General features: G+C 62.8%; 13 protein-coding genes. 10 read left to right on the top strand and 3 right to left on the bottom strand.

The features are described 5' to 3' along the window. Positions 1-38: 38 nt before the first annotated feature. A complete protein-coding gene (gene putP, locus AC3IYG_RS17065) occupies positions 39-1,553 on the top strand; it encodes a sodium/proline symporter PutP (RefSeq protein WP_489310396.1) in 1,515 nt (504 codons plus the stop codon). A 171-nt stretch (positions 1,554-1,724) separates the two neighbouring features. On the opposite strand, the gene AC3IYG_RS17060 is transcribed toward putP, so the two are convergent. Then, positions 1,725-4,826, bottom strand: coding sequence for a transglycosylase domain-containing protein (locus AC3IYG_RS17060; RefSeq protein WP_489310394.1), 3,102 nt, complete (start codon positions 4,824-4,826; stop codon positions 1,725-1,727). Between the two features lie 119 nt (positions 4,827-4,945). Between AC3IYG_RS17060 and AC3IYG_RS17055 the strand changes: the two genes are divergently transcribed. From AC3IYG_RS17055 to AC3IYG_RS17045, 3 genes are read left to right on the top strand one after another with little or no spacing between them, the layout of a single operon-like run. Further along, entirely contained in the window at positions 4,946-5,626 is a 681-nt protein-coding gene (locus AC3IYG_RS17055; protein ID WP_489310392.1) for a class I SAM-dependent methyltransferase, read from the top strand. A 56-nt stretch (positions 5,627-5,682) separates the two neighbouring features. Next, positions 5,683-6,081, top strand: a complete 399-nt coding sequence (locus AC3IYG_RS17050; protein WP_489310390.1) for a VOC family protein — start codon at positions 5,683-5,685, stop codon at positions 6,079-6,081. 39 nt (positions 6,082-6,120) lie between these two features. Beyond that, positions 6,121-6,555, top strand: coding sequence for a VOC family protein (locus AC3IYG_RS17045; RefSeq protein ID WP_489310388.1), 435 nt, complete (start codon positions 6,121-6,123; stop codon positions 6,553-6,555). Between the two features lie 35 nt (positions 6,556-6,590). On the opposite strand, the gene AC3IYG_RS17040 is transcribed toward AC3IYG_RS17045, so the two are convergent. Then, positions 6,591-7,610, bottom strand: coding sequence for a GlxA family transcriptional regulator (locus AC3IYG_RS17040; RefSeq protein ID WP_489310386.1), 1,020 nt, complete (start codon positions 7,608-7,610; stop codon positions 6,591-6,593). A gap of 108 nt (positions 7,611-7,718) precedes the next feature. On the opposite strand from AC3IYG_RS17040, the gene AC3IYG_RS17035 reads away from it, so the two are divergent. The 3 genes from AC3IYG_RS17035 to AC3IYG_RS17025 all read left to right on the top strand — a co-directional run bounded on the left by AC3IYG_RS17035 (position 7,719) and on the right by AC3IYG_RS17025 (position 10,268). Further along, positions 7,719-8,276, top strand: coding sequence for a cysteine hydrolase family protein (locus AC3IYG_RS17035; protein WP_489310384.1), 558 nt, complete (start codon positions 7,719-7,721; stop codon positions 8,274-8,276). Between the two features lie 411 nt (positions 8,277-8,687). Next, positions 8,688-9,512, top strand: coding sequence for an alpha/beta fold hydrolase (locus AC3IYG_RS17030; RefSeq protein WP_489313942.1), 825 nt, complete (start codon positions 8,688-8,690; stop codon positions 9,510-9,512). A gap of 60 nt (positions 9,513-9,572) precedes the next feature. After that, positions 9,573-10,268, top strand: coding sequence for a dienelactone hydrolase family protein (locus AC3IYG_RS17025; protein ID WP_489310382.1), 696 nt, complete (start codon positions 9,573-9,575; stop codon positions 10,266-10,268). Positions 10,269-10,355: 87 nt separating this feature from the next. On the opposite strand, the gene AC3IYG_RS17020 is transcribed toward AC3IYG_RS17025, so the two are convergent. Then, positions 10,356-11,720: a PQQ-dependent sugar dehydrogenase gene (locus tag AC3IYG_RS17020; RefSeq protein ID WP_489310380.1), complete on the bottom strand. Its 1,365-nt coding sequence runs from the start codon at positions 11,718-11,720 to the stop codon at positions 10,356-10,358. Between the two features lie 614 nt (positions 11,721-12,334). Here AC3IYG_RS17020 and AC3IYG_RS17015 point away from each other — a divergent pair. From AC3IYG_RS17015 to AC3IYG_RS17005, 3 genes are all read left to right on the top strand, one after another. After that, positions 12,335-13,882, top strand: a complete 1,548-nt coding sequence (locus AC3IYG_RS17015) for a sensor domain-containing diguanylate cyclase (RefSeq protein ID WP_489310378.1) — start codon at positions 12,335-12,337, stop codon at positions 13,880-13,882. Positions 13,883-14,070: 188 nt separating this feature from the next. Continuing rightward, positions 14,071-14,463: a GFA family protein gene (locus AC3IYG_RS17010; protein ID WP_489310376.1), complete on the top strand. Its 393-nt coding sequence runs from the start codon at positions 14,071-14,073 to the stop codon at positions 14,461-14,463. A 288-nt stretch (positions 14,464-14,751) separates the two neighbouring features. Further along, entirely contained in the window at positions 14,752-16,542 is a 1,791-nt protein-coding gene (locus AC3IYG_RS17005; RefSeq protein ID WP_489310374.1) for a SulP family inorganic anion transporter, read from the top strand. Positions 16,543-16,802 lie beyond the last annotated feature (260 nt).

Below are 16,802 nucleotides of genomic sequence, written 5' to 3'. Positions count from 1 at the left end.
GCGGCCCGAATAACAACAAACGAGAGGGGAGCCCCCCAATGACTGCTAACACTCCAATGCTGATCACCTTCGTGGTGTATATCGCAGCCATGGTATTGATCGGCCTGTTTGCCTATCTACGCACCAATAACCTGTCCGATTACATCCTTGGCGGCCGTAGCCTGGGCAGCTTTGTAACCGCATTGTCTGCTGGTGCATCCGATATGAGCGGCTGGTTGTTGATGGGCCTGCCGGGCGCCGTCTACATGTCCGGCCTGTCCGAGGGCTGGATCGCCATCGGCTTGATCGTCGGCGCTTACCTGAACTGGCTGTTCGTCGCTGGCCGTCTGCGCGTGCAGACCGAGCACAACGGCAATGCCCTGACGCTGCCGGACTACTTCACCAACCGCTTCGAAGACAACAGCAAGGTGCTGCGGATCTTCTCCGCCGTGGTGATCCTGGTGTTCTTCACCATCTACTGCGCCTCCGGCGTGGTGGCGGGTGCGCGCCTGTTCGAAAGCACCTTCGGCATGTCCTACCAGACCGCGCTCTGGGCCGGTGCCGCGGCGACCATCGCCTACACTTTCGTCGGTGGCTTCCTGGCGGTCAGCTGGACTGACACCGTGCAGGCGTCCTTGATGATCTTCGCGCTGATCCTCACCCCGATCGTGGTGATGCTGGCGACCGGCGGTATCGATCCGACCTTCGCCGCCATCGAACTGAATGACGCCACCAACTTCGACATGCTCAAGGGCGCCAGCTTCGTCGGCGTGATTTCGCTGATGGGTTGGGGCTTGGGCTATTTCGGCCAACCGCACATCCTTGCGCGCTTCATGGCGGCGGATTCGGTGAAATCGATCCCGGCCGCACGCCGCATCTCCATGACCTGGATGATCCTGTGCCTGGGCGGCGCCGTCGCCGTGGGCTTCTTCGGCATTGCCTACTTCGCCGCGCACCCGGAACTCGGCGGTGCCGTGACCGAGAACCCGGAGCGGGTCTTCATCGAACTGGCGAAGATTCTGTTCAACCCGTGGGTTGCCGGTGTGTTGCTGTCGGCCATCCTGGCTGCAGTGATGAGTACCCTGAGCTGCCAGTTGCTGGTTTGCTCTAGCGCTCTGACCGAGGACTTCTACAAATCCTTCCTGCGTAAAAACGCCAGCCAGCTCGAACTGGTCTGGGTCGGCCGGGCCATGGTGTTGCTGGTGGCGCTGGTCTCCATCTGGCTGGCGTCCAACCCGGAAAACCGCGTACTGGGTCTGGTTTCCTACGCCTGGGCCGGCTTCGGTGCCGCTTTCGGTCCGGTGGTGTTGATCTCCCTGGTGTGGAAGAACATGACCCGCAACGGCGCACTGGCCGGCATGCTGGTCGGTGCCCTGACCGTGATCGTCTGGAAGCAGTTCGGCTGGCTCGGCCTGTACGAGATCATCCCGGGCTTCATCTTCGCCTCCATCTCCATCCTGGTGTTCAGCCTGCTGGGCAAGGCCCCTTCGGCCACCATGCTCAAGCGCTTCGCCGAAGCCGAGCAGGAGTACCAGGACGCGCATAACGACCAGCAGGCAGCTCCCGCCCGTTAAGCAATCCCGCGGCAGCTGGCTGGTCGTTCAGCTGCCGCTTAGTGCGTGCGACCGATAGTGCTTCGCCGGCCCACACCTCGTTGTGTTGGGCCGGTTTTTTTTGCCTGGGATTCAGCCAGAGACACTCCGCGTCCGCTCTATCAATGGGAACGGTATCGGCCACATGCCGCTTTAGTTGCCACTGACCTGCAGCGGCACCTGGCAGCGGGTGTTGCCGTTGGCTTCCAGGTACGGTTCGAGGATCGGCGCCATGCCTTTGAGCACCTGCACCGGTAATGCCGAGGTGAAACGGAAGCCTTCCGCCGCCCGGCCAGGGACGAAGGCGGTGAGAGTGCCGAAGTGCTGGCTGCCCAGGTAGAAGACGAACGTGGCGGTGCGGTTGGTGGCGCGGGAGCTGAGGATGCGCCCGCCGGAGCCGATGCTTTCGATCCGGTTGTCGCCGGTTCCGGTCTTGCCGCCGAGGGTCAGCGGAGCGCCGTCGGCCAGGGTGAAGCTGCCGTGCAAGCGCCGCGCGGTGCCGCTGTCGACCACTTGCGAGAGCGCCTCGCGCAGGGCGGCGGCGACTTCGGTCGGCAGCACCCGTTGGCCGCGATCCGGGTCGAGGCCGAGGCGGGTTTCGTAGGGGGTGTCGGCGGCGAAGTGCAGGCTGTCGATGCGAATGGTCGGCTGGCGCACGCCGTCATTGAGGATGATACCCATCAATTCCGCCAGCGCCGCCGGGCGGTCGCCGGAACTGCCGATCGCGGTCGCCAGCGACGGCACCAGGTGGTCGAAGGGGTAACCGACCCGTTGCCAGCGCCGGTGGATATCGAGGAAGGCTTCGACCTCCAGCATGATGCGGATGCGGCTGTCGCGGGCGCTCTTGTGGCGGCTCTTGAACAGCCAGCCGTAAACCTCCTGGCGTTCGTAATCGCTGGCGATGGTGGCTTCCTTGAAGCTGGCCTGCGGGTGTTGCAACAGGTAGCCGAGCAGCCACAGCTCCAGCGGGTGCACGCGGGCGATATAGCCTTGGTCCGGCAGGCTGTAGGCGCCGGGGCCGTATTTGCCATACAGCTCGTGGATGCGTTTTTCGCCGATTTTCTCCTGCGGCAGGTGGGCGTTGATAAAGGCGCCAAAGGTCGTTTCATCGACCTCCGGCATCAGGTAGCGATGCACCGCCGCCAGACGCGAAGCGGTCGGGCGCAGGCCGTCGAGGAAGGTGTCGAGGCGTTCCGCCGCGTTCTTGCCCTGGTATTTGCGCCAGAAGCGCAGCAGGAACACCGTGCCCTCGCGGTCGGCGAAGCGGCTGAGGTACTCCTGGCGGCGCGGGTCGCGGTCGTCTTTCAGCAGTTCGGCGCTGTTGTTCGGGGCCTGGTAGGTGCTGTAGCGCACCAGGTCGCGCATCAAGCGGATAAACGGCAGGTTGATCGATTCGCGCAACGCCTCGCGCAGTGTCGGGTTACGGCCGTTGTCTTCGCGGCGGAAGTTGTTGAAGGTATGCAGCCCGCCGCCGGTGAAGAAACTTTCCCCGGGGCTGGCTGAATACTTGCGCTCCAGCGCTGCCCCGAGCATGGCCGGCAGGCTCTGGTCTTTGCTGCTGGCCAGATAGTCGACGGCCCAGCGGCTCAGGCGATCCGCTTCGGGGACTTCGACCTTGCGCAGCTCGGCTGGCGTTTTCCCGGCGAAGCGCTGGTGCAGTTCGGCGATGATTTCCAGGTAGGTGGTGAGCACGCGCAGCTTGGCGGTGGAGCCGAGTTCCAGTTTGCTGCCTTCGTTGATGTCGAAGGGCTGGTCGGTGCTGTCGGTCTGCACCCGCACCCGCGAACCATCGGCCGTGCGCTCGAACAGGGTGAAGCTGTAACGCACATCCTGGGTTTTTTCCGGCGACAGCAGGCGTTCGCCAAACAGGCCGATGTGCTCGGCGAAGGTCGGGTCGGCGAGTTGGCGCAGGTAGACGCTGACGGCTTGCTGCAACTCACCGTTCAGCGTGGTGGTGGCGGCCAGGTCCAGGCGGTCGAGGTCGTACAACGGCTTGTTCAGCAAGCCGGCCAGCCGGCTGCGGGCGACGCTGATGCCTTTGTTGTTTTCGACCGCTTGCAGCGTGGGCTGCAGGAGCAGATCGCGGAAGCTGGCCTGGCTGGCCAGGGCGGCCTCGCGCAGTGGCTGGTCGATCACGCCACCCTGGGCCAGCAGGCGGATGTGGCTATCGGTCAAGATGGCCAGTTCCTTGCGACCCTGCGCCAGGTAATAGGACGGGCGCCGTTGGGCGATCATCAGCGAGAGCACCTGGCGCAAGGCCAGGCCGCGTTGCGCCAGACTCGCCCCGGGCGACTGCGCCGGGTCGAGCAGGCGGTTGACGGTCTGGAAGTCGGCGCCGTACCAGACCCGCAAGCCATCGGCCAGACCGTGGATTTCACCATGGCCGGGCGCCGCCGAGAGCGGCACGCTGTTGAGGTAGTCGCGCACGATGTTTTCCCGGGCAGCGAGGGTTTGCGGCCCGCTTTGGTAGGCGCGGATGCTGGCGGAGATCATCTGCCGGAGTTTTTCCTTGGCGGACACGGTCAGTCCATCCGGCGAGTGGCGATATTTTTCCAGTTGGGTGGCCAAGGTGCTGCCGCCGGCGGATTGCCCCTGCAAGTCCAGCTTCTTGCCCACTTGCGAAAGGGCTGCGAGGGTGAAACGCGGCCAGTCCACCGCCGGGTTGGCCAACGGTTGTGCGGTCGTCAGCAGTTCACGGTTTTCGATAAACAGCAGGCTGTGGACGATCAGTGGCGCAATGCTGTTGAAGCTCGGGTAGAACTGTTGCGGGTAGCGGAAGGTGTAGAGCGGCAGCCCCCGGCAGTCGGTGATATCCAGCCCGGTTTGCAGCTTCTCCGGGTAGGGTGCGAAGAAGCCGCGGTTGCTGTAGTCCAGCAAGGCCGGGGAGAAGTGTGCTTGTTGCAGGATCAGGTAGTCGCGTTGCTGCAGGCGCTCCAGCATTTGCGGCAGGTAGGCATAGCCGAGGCGCTTGTCGAAGGGCCCGTCCTCGGGGAAGCGGATGGCGGCGCTGGGGCCGGGTTGCAGCTCATAGTCGAGGGTTGCGGCGTAGCGGCTGAATTCCCGGGCTTGGTAATAGGCCGTGCGGATTTCCTCCTTCAGCGCCATGCCCAGCCCGAACAGCAGCAGTACCAGCAGCAACCAGAACAATCGGCGGGTTTTCGAGCGGTGTTTTTTGCCGGTGGGCATCAGCACCTCCGGAAGGCTGTGCGCGGGGAGCTCAGCCTGCTCTGCGTCGGATTGCCATAGTACGCCCATGTCTGCTCGGCCCTGGCTACGCGTGTTGCGCGCATTTGCTTAGAGCTTAGACGCTGTCAGCGTGTCTAGAATCAGGGTAACGTTAAAGTCGCAATGGTTTTAGCGGCCCGGAGTGCCCCATGCAGCGCGATCATCGTGAGCAGCTCAACTTCAGTTGGCAGGCCAATGCCGATGCCTGGACGGCGGCCGTGCGTGAGCAGCGCATCGAAAGCCGGCGGCTGGTGACGGATGCGGCGATCCTGCGAGCGATACTGGCCTGTGAGCCGAAGCGGGTGCTGGATATCGGCTGCGGTGAAGGCTGGTTGTGCCGCGGGCTGATGGCCCATGGCATCGAGGCGGTCGGGGTGGACGCCTCGGCGCCGCTGATCGAGGTCGCCCGGGCGATCTGCTCCGGGCATTACCGGGTCTGCGGTTATGCCGAACTCGAGGCCCAGGCGGCGCTGCTCGGGCGGTTCGAGGTGCTGGTGTGCAATTTCGCTTTGTTCGATGAGCCGCTGACGCCGGTCCTGCAAGCCCTGCATGGGCTGCTGGCGCCGGGCGGTTCCTTGCTGATCCAGACGATCCACCCCTGGAGCGCCCGTGGCGAAGGCCTGTATCAGGATGGTTGGCGGGTCGAGACCTTCGCCGGTTTCGGTGAGGGCTTCCATGAGCCGATGCCCTGGTTTTTCCGCACCCTGGAGTCCTGGCTGATGCTGCTCGCGGAAACCGGCTGGCGCCTGCAGTGGCTGCAGGAGCCGCTGCACCCGGAGAGCGAGCAGCCGGTGTCATTGTTGCTGTTGCTGACTTCCGCGCAACGCTGAGCCGCCTGCCGAAGTCGGGCTCCCGAGCCATGAAGGAAAACTTGCGGGGTAAGGCTATGCAGTTCCTGGTGAATATCGACGTGCCGGACCTGGAGGCGGCGATCGCCTTCTACACCCAGGCTTTCGACCTACGCCTGAGTCGCCGTTTATTCGACGCCGAGGTCGCCGAGCTGCTGGGCGGGCCGGCTCCCCTCTATCTGTTGCGCAATCCTGCCGGGAGCACGGCCTGCCTGGGCGCCGTGCGTGATTACCGTCGGCACTGGACGCCGCAGCATCTGGACTTCGTCGTCGAGGACTTGCCGGCCGCCTGTGAGCGCGCCCTGGCCGCCGGCGCGCGCAGTGAGGGTGCCATCCGCAGCGAAGCGTGGGGGCGCATCGCGCCCTTTGCCGACCCCTTCGGCCATGGTTTTTGTCTGCTGCAACTTCAGGGGCGCGGCTACGCTGAAGTGTCCTGAGCCTCGGTTCGACACGCTACAAGCTCCTGGGAGGTCGCCATGTCCGTGTTTGCCAAGTCCACCCGCGCCAACCTGATTCCCTGCCTGCGCTATCGCGATGCGCCAACCGCGATCGACTGGCTCTGCCGAACCTTCGGCTTTGCGGCGCATCGGGTGGTGCCCGACGAGCGCGGCGGCATCGCCCATGCGCAGCTCAGCTGCGGTAACGGCATGTTGATGCTTGGTTCGGCTGATGAAACGGCCTCCGCTTATGGTCAGTTGATGCGTCAGCCGGATCAGGCCGGCGGCAGTACCCAGAGCCTCTATATGGTGGTCGACGATGCCGACGCCATCTATGCCCAGGCATTGGCCGCCGGGGCGCAAATCGTCATCGAAATCAAAGACGAAGACTATGGTGGCCGCGGTTTCAGCTGCCGCGACGTGGAAGGGCATGTCTGGAGTTTTGGCACCTACGACCCCTGGGATGAGTCATAGGCGGCATGGGCTCAGTTGCAGCGGTGCCGCACGATTCAGGATGGCGAGAGGGGCGCCGGCGCCGACTGCTGGCTGATCGTGCTCGCGCTGAAGCGGCGCCGGTAGTCGCTGGGCGAAAGCCCGGCGAGCTTGCGGAAGACCTTGCGGAAAGCCCCGGGGTCCTGGTAACCCACTTCCCAGGCGATCTGGTCGATCGTTCTATGGGTGAACTCCAGCATCTCGCGGGCTTTGCCAACGCGTAGTTGCTGGCAGTACTCGGTCGGTTTCAAACCGGTCGCGGCCCGGAAACGGCGCAGAAATGTGCGCTCTTCCAGCCCCGCTTGCGCGGCCATTGCGGCCACCGTCACGGCGCGCGCGCCAGTCGCTTGCAGCCAGTGCTGGACCCTCAGAACGGCCTCGTCGCCATGGTTGAGCGTTGGCGAGAAGTTGTTGTAATAGCGTTGCGTCTGCCCTGACGAATCGACGACCAGAAAGCGTGCGGTCTCGAGCGCGATCGTCGGGCCGAGCAGCCGCTCCACCAGTCGCAGGCCGAGGTCGGCCCAGGCCATCAGCCCGCCGGTGGTGATGATGTCGCCATCGTCAATGATCGGTTTGTCCGCCTCGACGCGAATATCAGGAAAGCGTTCACCCAGCGTTTGGGCAAAGCTCCAGTGGGTGGTGGCCGCACGACCGGCCAGCAGCCCTGTTTCCGCTAGCAGGAACGCGCCCACACAGACGGAACCGAGGGTTGCCCCCGCGGCGTGGCATTGCCTGAGCCAGCGCGTGTAACTCAGGGTGGTTTCGCTGGACGGCAGGTCGGCGAGGGAGGGCGGTACGATGACAACGGTTGGATGGCTGGCAAGGGTCGGATGGCTGTCGAATACGCACTCGATCTCGCGACCTTCCGACTGCGCGCGCCAATGGCTGACCCGCAGCGTGGGCCGCTCCGTTGCGGCGTGCTGAGCGAGCATGCGGTTGGCCACGTTGAACAGGTCGGTCAAGCCATGCACGGCCGCGAGTTGCGCGCCGGGGTAGATAAGCAGGCCGATCTCGGTCATCTCGATACGGGTGTTCATTGTCAGTTTCCCCACCGATATTGTCGGTTCCACCAATCCCCGGTTTGCAACGATAGGCCTATTAATTCAGTGCAAGGCCAATGCCTTTAACCGTTGAAGGAGAAGGATATGTCCAAGCAAGCGCTTATCGTAGTCGACATTCAGAATGACTATTTCCCCGGTGGCAAATGGACGTTGAGCGGGGTTGAGGCCGCCGCTGACAACGCTGCACGGATGATCGCCGCCGCACGGGACGATGGTGATCTGGTGGTGCATATCCGCCATGAGTTTTCCAGCGCCGATGCGCCGTTCTTCGCGCCCGGTTCCGACGGCGCGCAGATACACCCCAAGGTGCTGAACCGCCCCGACGAGCACGTCGTGCTGAAAGCGCACATCAACTCGTTTCGCGATACCGATCTGAAACAGGTGTTGGAGCGTAACGGTGTTGAAGACGTGGCGATCGTCGGCAATATGAGCCACATGTGCGTAGACGGTATCACGCGCGCGGCGGTTGACTACGGCTACAAGGCCACGGTCATCCACGATGCCTGCGCCTCGCGGGACCTGGAGTTCAATGGCGTGAAGGTGCCCGCCGCACAAGCCCACGCGGCGTTCATGGCAGCGCTCAGCTTCGGTTATGCAACCGTGGTTTCCACCGATGAATACCTGGGCAGTCAGGCCAAATAATCAGGCTGGGGGGCAAACGGACGTCGGCTCGACGCGCTTGCCCGGCTTGGGTTCTATTCGACCCCAGCGTTTTTTGCCCGCCGACACTTGGCTGAAACCTGGCAGCGACTAGAGTTATGGTTCCGAGCGCAAAGCCGGGCAGTCTGCGTTCGATAACAATCGGGTTACCGGTCAATCAACCGTCGTGTTCAGGGTGCCACTGCGTGCGCTCTGGATACGTTGTTTGCTGGAGCAGAGATGAACATCAGGTCGTCTGGAGAAAGCATCGATGAGGCGCGTCGCCAGCTTCTGATCGGCGGCGCCGTCGTGGCGGCGGGGGTCGGCCTTGGTTTGCCGATGAAAGCAATGGCGGCTGAAGGCGATCAAGCCGAGGCGGCCCAATTGGGTTCCATCAACGAGGGAGTGCGCAACATGGGTACTATCACGACGAAGGACGGCACCGAGATTTATTACAAGGACTGGGGCTCCGGGCAGCCGATCGTCTTCAGTCATGGCTGGCCGCTGTGCTCCGACAGTTGGGAGTCGCAGATGTTTTTCCTGGCCTCGAACGGTTATCGCTGCATCGCCCACGACCGTCGCGGCCATGGCCGCTCCAGTCAGCCCTGGACTGGCAACGAGATGGACACCTATGCCGACGACCTGGCGCAACTGATCGAGACGCTGGATCTGAAAGACGCGATCCTGTTCGGTTTTTCGACCGGCGGTGGCGAAGTCAGCCGCTACATCGGCCGGCACGGGACCAAGCGGGTGGCGAAGGCCGGATTGATCTCGGCCGTCCCGCCACTGATGGTCAAGACCGAGAAGAACCCGAAAGGCACCCCGATCCAGGTTTTCGATGATATTCGCGCCGGCTCCGTCGCCGATCGTTCGCAGCTCTACAAGGACGTGGCCGGTGGGCCGTTCTTCGGTTTCAACCGCCCGGGCGCCAAGGTTTCGCAAGGGTTGATCGACTCGTTCTGGATGCAGGGGATGATGGCCGGCCACAAGAACGCCTATGACTGCATCAAGGCCTTTTCGGAAACCGACTTTACCGAGGACTTGAAGAAGTTCGACGTGCCCACGCTGGTTATCCACGGTGATGACGATCAGATAGTTCCCATCCAGGCGGCCGGGCTGGAGTCGGCCAAGCTGATCAAGAACGCCAAGCTGATCGTTTACCCTGGCGCCCCGCACGGGCTGACGGATACCCACAAGGAAAAAGTGAATGCCGATCTGCTGGCCTTCATCAAGAGCTAGCGTTATCGCCCGGGGCGCCGGAGCGCCCCGATCCCAAGCCTAATGACGAGGAAACTGCTGATGAGTACGCCCATTGTGATCAACACGGCCGATGGCGAGTTTTCCGCTTTCGTCGCCTTGCCGGCGACGGTTCCTGCCCCGGTCATCGTGGTGATCCAGGAGATCTTCGGCATCAACGAGGACATGCGCGAAACCTGCCGCCAACTGGCGGGCCATGGCTATATCGCGGTGTGCCCGGACTTGTACTGGCGCCAGGAGCCCGGGGTCAGCTTGAGCGACAAAACCCAGGAGGAGTGGAGCAAGGCGATGACTTTTTATACCGCCTTCGAGGTCGACGCCGGGGTGTCCGACATCGCCGCCACGATTGGCGCGGCGCTCAAACTGCCCGGCGCGTCCGGTAAGGTCGGGGCTGTGGGTTACTGCCTGGGTGGGTTGCTGGCCTACCTGACCGCCACCCGCGCGGATGTCGATGCAGCGGTGTCCTACTACGGTGTGGGCATCGACCAGCACCTGAGCGAAGCGCCACAGCTGAGCCATTCATTGCTTATGCACATCGCCGGGCAGGATGAATTTGTCTCGCCCGAGGCGCGCCAGAAGATCGTGGCTGAGCTCGAAGGCAACCCGCAGGTCGATATCCATGTCTATCCGGGCTGCAGCCATGCGTTCGCGCGTAATGCCGGCGTGCACTATGACGCGGCGGCCGCGAAATTGGCCAATGGCCGTACGGCGGAGTTCTTCGACCGGCACCTTAAGTAACCCGCTTGGCGCGCGCCCATGCTCCGGCATGGGCGCGCCGCGCCAGCTGCTGGGTTATCCGCCAGGCCGGTAACCGGCAACTAAAGGCTAGCGTTTGGCGGTTACGCGCCAGATCACGTTGCCCACGTCGTCAGCCACCAGCAGCGCACCCTGCTTGTCGAGCACCACCCCGACCGGTCGGCCATAGGCGTCGCCGTCCTTGCTGAGGAAACCACTCAGCAGGTCGATGGGCATGCCGGAGGGCTTGCCGTTTTCGAAGGGCACGAAGATCACTTTATAGCCACTGTGCGGCGTGCGATTCCACGAGCCATGCTGGCCGATGAACATACCGCTGGCAAAGGCCGCCGGCAGCGTATTGCCGGCTGAGTGAGCCAAGCCCAGCGAGGCGGTGTGCGAGCCCAGGGCATAGTCCGGGACTATCGCCTTGGCCACCAGTTCGGGTTGCTGCGGCGTCATCCGCGGGTCGACATGCGGGCCGAAGTAGCTGTAGGGCCAGCCGTAGAAGCCACCGTCGCGCACGGTGGTCAGGTAGTCGGGCACCAGGTCGTTGCCGATCTCGTCGCGTTCGTTCACCACCGTCCACAAGCGCGCACTGAGCGGCTCCCAGGCCATGCCGTTGGGGTTGCGCAGGCCGGAAGCGAAGATGCGCTGTGCGCCGCTCTTGCGCTCCACTTCCCAAATGGCCGCACGGCCTTCCTCCGCCGCCATGCCCCGTTCGCCGACGTTGCTGTTCGAGCCCACGGTCACGTAGAGCTTGCTTCCATCCGGGCTGGCAATGAGGTTCTTGGTCCAGTGGTGGTTGATCGGGCCGGCCGGCAACTCGACCACCCGAGTACCCGGCGCCGTAATGCGGGTGTCGCCTTCGGCATAGGGAAAGCGCAGCAGCGCATCGGAGTTGGCGACGTAGAGCTCGTTGCCCACCAAGGCCATGCCAAAAGGCGAGTTCAACCCGGCCAGCAGCACCGAGCGCAGGTCCGCGATCCCATCGCCATTGGTGTCGCGCAGCAGCGTGATGCGGTTGGCGCTGGGCACCGCCGCCCCGGCTTTTTTCATTATCATGCCCGCGACCCAGCCCTTGATGCCCTGGTCGTCGTCAGGCTTGGCCGGGGCGTTGGTCTCCGCCACCAGCACATCGCCGTTGGGCAGCACATATAACCAGCGCGGATGGTCCAGGTCGGTGGCGAATGCGGCCACCGCTGCGCCCGCTGCCGGCAGCGGCGTGGAGCCGCTCGGCCAACCGATGGCGGGTGCGATATTCACGATCGGAATCAGCGTCGGCTGGGGCGGTGGCAGGGTCGGCTGTGGCCCGGTGCCGGCCGATACCGGCAGTTTGGCCACATCACCGCAGGCGACCAGCGTCAAAACCAGTGCTCCAAGCAACGGTACACCTACAGGCAGTCGAACCTGCCCGAGAGTAGAGCGGGAGCGCCCCAGCTGGATTTCCTGGCTCATGATTCTCCTCGATGCAGTGGGTGGGCCGAGTTCGCGGACGCTGGAGAGGCGTATGGGTAACACGTCCGCTCTGAACGGCTGACAACGCTCGGCCACGACATAGCGATTAATTTGCTCGCCCGAGCCTACGCCGTATGCAGTGTTCCCGATAGCATCCGCCAGTCGAGGTGCATGGGGCGGTGGAGTCTGCTGCGGTTTGCACCCGAGTCGGGCCACCTACAGCAACCGACATGCCGTTGAGCTGATCGTGCAGTGCAGCAGATGGTAAGGCGAAAGCATTGGCAGCCAGTACGGACAGGGTCAGGCTCAGCAGCAGTCGGCGTTTCATGGTGGTTGCTCCACGTTCTTCTCAGTGGCTGTGGGTTTTATCCTGATCAGATGAATTTGATTGAAATGTGCAAATAAACGCTTAGAAAAATCCAATAAATAGATATTTTATTGATCCATGGCGCGCGCGCGATAAGCGCAGGTCGAGCACCAGGGTGCTGAGCGCAATCCTGCTATTCCCGTGGCATGCGCCACCGGATTGCGGGTCGGCGAGAAGAGAAAACGTCGATTGCCATGTACCAAGACCTATACACTTGCCGCACTTTTGGGCTGTAGGTCATGAGGCAATGTCTACTCGCAACTCCTTACCTGTACCGACTGAAGAGCGCGAGGTGACACTCAAGGTCCGCCATGCGATCTTTTTTGTCGTCGCGGTATGCCTGTCGCTGGCGGTAGTGGCTGTCTGGGGAGGCTGGACCTCCCGCCAATATCGATTGCATGACAAAGAAATCGCGATGTCGAATCTTGCGCAGACCCTGTCTTCGCAAGTGCAGGCGACGATCAAGCAGGTAGACACTGTTCTTCTGGGGCTGGTGGAACGACTTGAAACGGATGGCACAGGTCCTGCGCAGTTGCAAAGAATGCAGCGCCTGCTCAGCACTCAGCGTGCCGAGTTGGCTCAGATGCACGGGCTGTTCATCTACGACGAGCAAGGGCGCTGGCTGGTGAATTCGAGCGGTGTCATCCCGCCTAACGCCAACAACGCCGACCGCGAATACTTTATTTTTCATCGTGACCATCCTGACCGAGGGCCGCACATCGGGCCGTCGATCCGCAGCCGCTCCACGGGGGATTGGATCCTGACCGTCTCGCGCCGGATCAATCATCCGGACGGCAGTTTCGCCGGTGTGGCGATAGCCACCATCTACCTGGAACACTTTCTCAAGCTGTACAAAAGCCTCGATGTCGGCGGCAACGGGGTCATCAGCCTGATCTCGGCTGACGCCAGGATCCTGGTGCGTCGCCCGTTCAACGAGGTCGAGATCGGCAGTAGCGTCGCCAAAGGCCCGTTATTCACTCAACTGCTCCCCAAGGCTTCTTTTGGCACGGCAACCGTCAAATCGATCGTCGATGGTGTTGAACGGGTGGTGGGCTTTCGCCGGGTCGATGGCTATCCCTTGGTCATTTTCGCGGCATTCGAAAAGCACGAAATTCTGGCCAGTTGGCGTAAAGAGTCGCTGCTCAGCGCGGCGATAGCCTCACTGCTATTAGCGATTCTAGGCACGCTCGGCTATCGACTTATTCGCCTCATGAAGCAGCAGAATCATGTGCAGAACGCATTGCGCAACGCCCAGGAGAAACTCCTCGAGGTGAATCGAACCCTCGAGTTGCTGGCCTTGGAGGATGGCTTGACGGGTCTTGCAAACCGGCGCCAGTTCGATCTTTTCATCCACGCCGAGATGGGCCGGGCGAGGCGCAATCAGGAAACGGTTGCCTTGCTGATGATCGATGTCGATCACTTCAAGCGCTTCAACGACGAATACGGCCATCCCGCCGGCGACGAGTGCCTGCGGGTCGTCAGTGCCGTCGTCAGGGACAGCATCAAGCGCCCTGGCGATCTGGCCGCCCGCTATGGTGGCGAGGAGTTTGCCGTGGTGCTGCCCGGTACCGACTCGGTGGGCGCGTTTCTAGTCGCGGAGAAAATCCGCCGGGCCGTGCAGCAGGCGCAGATCCCGCACAGCGAAAGCCCGGCGGGCCTGGTCACCGTCAGCGTGGGCGTCAGTGCCCGCATCCCGGTGCAAGAGGACTCGCCGGAGGTTTTGATCGGTGCGGCGGATAAAGCGCTCTATGTGGCCAAGGCCAGCGGCAGGAACATGAGTGTGATCGTCAACTGAGCTCACCGATAGCGGGCCCGAATCGTTTCGAATTCACCGGCCTGTTTCATCTGCCCCCGGGTGCCTGGCCTTGAGTGCGTAATTGCATTTAGTCGACCTGCAGCCAAAAAGGCTGGCGCATTGTTCATGGACGCCCGACGGGGTTCGTTGTAAACATTTCGACCGCTTGATTTTAGAGGAGACGCAGCATGGACCGATTCACAGGCGGTTGCCTGTGCGGCAACGTCCGAATTGTGGCGTCGGGGCTCCCATACCGGGTCGGCCTTTGTCACTGTCTCGACTGCCGCAAGCATCATGGGGCCCTTTTTCACGCTTCCGCGGTGTTCCCTCAGGATGCGGTGACGATCGATGGCGAAACACGCGACTACGCCGGGCGGTTTTTCTGTCCCCGCTGCGGCTCGTCCATGTTCGCCCGCACCGCAGACGAAATCGAAGTGAACCTGGGATCCCTGGATGCCCCTGACCAACTGATGCCAACCTACGAAAGCTGGATCGTCCGTCGCGAGTCCTGGTTGCCGCCGTTTCCGCTCATGAGACGGTACGAGCGCGATCGTGACGCCACGGGTCGCTTTGAGGAGTAGGTGGCACGGTAATCCCCCCACTTTGTGTGCGTCTCAGCGTGGATACAGAGAGCAGAACTGAATCGAGTGGGGGAAGGGTATTCAAGGGCAAGGCATGCCTTGGGAAAATCACTTGGCTTCACAGCTGCCGGCAGGCTCACAGATAATTCACTCCGACCCCTTTCGATAGCACCTTTCGATAGCAAGGCGGCTATCGTGAACCGGATTATCCGCTCAGGCGAATTCCCGAAAAATTCTGAGGGGTAGGTTTAAGCCAATCTGCGCTGTACACCAAAGGACCAAAGTCCTATGAGCCATTCGGATTCTTCGCCCCCCCTCCCGGAACCGGGCCGGATTGCGCGCAGGGATACGGGCGACGATCAGACCGGTTGGGGCCGCTGGCTGCCGGGACTGCGCACGCTGCGCGGATACCAAATGGCTTGGTTGCGACACGACATTGTGGCCGGGCTGGTGCTGACCACGATGCTGGTGCCCGTCGGCATCGCCTACGCGGTGGCATCGGGCGTACCCGGCATCTATGGCCTCTACGCAACCATCGTTCCGCTACTCGCTTATGCGTTGTTCGGCCCCAGCCGGATTCTGGTGCTGGGGCCGGATTCCTCGCTGGCTGCCGTGATCCTCGCCGTCGTCCTGTCGCTGTCCGGTGGCGACCCGCATCGCGCAGTCGCCCTTGCGGGCATGATGGCGATCGTGTCGGGGATGGTGTGCATCCTGGCCGGCGTAGCGCGCCTGGGCTTCGTCACCGAGCTTCTTTCCAAACCGATCCGCTACGGATACATGAACGGCATCGCGCTGACGGTATTGATCAGCCAACTGCCCAAGTTTTTCGGCTTTTCGATTGAAACCGACGGACCGCTGAGAAACGTATGGGCCATCGCCACAGCGGTGGTGGATGGAAAGACCAACTGGACCACGTTCATGGTCGGCGCAGCCACCCTGGTGGTGATCCTGCTGCTCAGGGGCAGCAAGCGCTTGCCGGGCATCCTGATCGCCGTGGCAGGAGCGACCGTCGCCGTAGGCATGCTGGATCTTGCGGCGCGTGCTGATGTGTCGGTCCTCGGCTCGCTTCCACAAGGCCTGCCTGCGTTCGCCATCCCTTGGATCACCACCGCCGATATCGTCCCCGTCCTGATCGGCGGTTGCGCCGTCGCCCTCGTCTCGTTCGCCGACACCAGCGTGCTCTCTCGTGTCTATGCGGCGCGGACCCGTACCTATGTCGACCCGAACCAGGAGATGGTGGGGCTCGGCGTCGCCAACCTGGCCGCCGGATTTTTTCAGGGCTTCCCGATCAGCAGCAGTTCGTCGCGCACCCCCGTAGCCGAGGCCGCAGGCGCCAGAACCCAGCTGACCGGAGTCGTCGGCGCGCTTGCTGTTGCCTTACTGCTAGTGGTGGCGCCGGACCTGTTGCAGAATTTACCCACCAGCGCACTGGCTGCCGTCGTGATCGCATCGGCCATCGGCCTGATCGAGGTCACCGACCTGCGACGAATCTATCGCATCCAGCGTTGGGAGTTCTGGCTATCGATCGTCTGCACGGTCGGCGTGGCCATGCTGGGCGCGATTGAGGGCATCGGCCTGGCCATCGTGATTGCCGTCATCGAATTCCTGTGGGATGGCTGGCGGCCGTACTCCGCGGTACTGGGACGTGCCGACGGCGTCAAGGGCTACCACGACATCACGCGCTATCCCGATGCGCGCCTCATCCCCGGCCTGGTCCTGTTTCGCTGGGATGCGCCCTTGTTTTTCGCCAACGCCGAGTTGTTCCATGACCGAGTGCTGGACGCAGTGGCTACATCGCCTACGCCAGTGTGCTGGTTGGTCGTTGCGGCGGAACCCGTCACCAGCGTGGACGTGACCTCCGCCGACATGTTGGCCGAGCTGGACGAAACCTTGCGCGCGGCTGGCATCGAGTTGTGCGTGGCCGAGATGAAGGACCCCGTCAAGGACAAGCTGAAGCGATTCGGGCTTTTCGCGCGGCTTGGCGAAGCGGCGTTCTTTCCGACAATGGGGGCCGCCGTCAGCAGCTATCTCATGACTCATCCGGTGGACTGGGTGGACTGGGAGGACGGGGGGCGCTGAGCGGCGAGGCAATCCTCGACCGGCGGCTTCCATCGATTTCGGCGACGGCTCCTCATCTCCCAAGGAGGCTTCTGTGAGCACCGCCCCCTTCCGAACGCGATGCCGTTCTACCCGGTTTGGCCCTCAAGAGTGAGCTGGCCGAAGCTGGTTCACTGAACCTCATCAGCACGGTGGAGTTCTTCACGATGATGGGGCGTCAGCAAGCTGCTCACCCGCTGCCCCATAAGGCAGCGGGTAACTGGGTGTTGGCATTTCAGGCG

Source organism: Pseudomonas sp. KH_027, from assembly GCF_057838565.1.
This window is presented reverse-complemented; position numbering and strand designations above follow the sequence as displayed.

Bases quoted from the DNA above. Each gene is read 5' to 3' on its own strand.
- putP (WP_489310396.1), top strand. From the start codon at position 39: ATGACTGCTAACACTCCAATGCTGATCACCTTCGTGGTGTATATCGCA.
- AC3IYG_RS17060 (WP_489310394.1), bottom strand. From the start codon at position 4,826: ATGGGCGTACTATGGCAATCCGACGCAGAGCAGGCTGAGCTCCCCGCG.
- AC3IYG_RS17050 (WP_489310390.1), top strand. From the start codon at position 5,683: ATGCAGTTCCTGGTGAATATCGACGTGCCGGACCTGGAGGCGGCGATC.
- AC3IYG_RS17015 (WP_489310378.1), top strand. From the start codon at position 12,335: ATGTCTACTCGCAACTCCTTACCTGTACCGACTGAAGAGCGCGAGGTG.
- AC3IYG_RS17025 (WP_489310382.1), top strand. From the start codon at position 9,573: ATGAGTACGCCCATTGTGATCAACACGGCCGATGGCGAGTTTTCCGCT.
- AC3IYG_RS17055 (WP_489310392.1), top strand. From the start codon at position 4,946: ATGCAGCGCGATCATCGTGAGCAGCTCAACTTCAGTTGGCAGGCCAAT.
- AC3IYG_RS17035 (WP_489310384.1), top strand. From the start codon at position 7,719: ATGTCCAAGCAAGCGCTTATCGTAGTCGACATTCAGAATGACTATTTC.
- AC3IYG_RS17045 (WP_489310388.1), top strand. From the start codon at position 6,121: ATGTCCGTGTTTGCCAAGTCCACCCGCGCCAACCTGATTCCCTGCCTG.
- AC3IYG_RS17005 (WP_489310374.1), top strand. From the start codon at position 14,752: ATGAGCCATTCGGATTCTTCGCCCCCCCTCCCGGAACCGGGCCGGATT.
- AC3IYG_RS17020 (WP_489310380.1), bottom strand. From the start codon at position 11,720: ATGAGCCAGGAAATCCAGCTGGGGCGCTCCCGCTCTACTCTCGGGCAG.
- AC3IYG_RS17040 (WP_489310386.1), bottom strand. From the start codon at position 7,610: ATGAACACCCGTATCGAGATGACCGAGATCGGCCTGCTTATCTACCCC.
- AC3IYG_RS17030 (WP_489313942.1), top strand. From the start codon at position 8,688: ATGGGTACTATCACGACGAAGGACGGCACCGAGATTTATTACAAGGAC.
- AC3IYG_RS17010 (WP_489310376.1), top strand. From the start codon at position 14,071: ATGGACCGATTCACAGGCGGTTGCCTGTGCGGCAACGTCCGAATTGTG.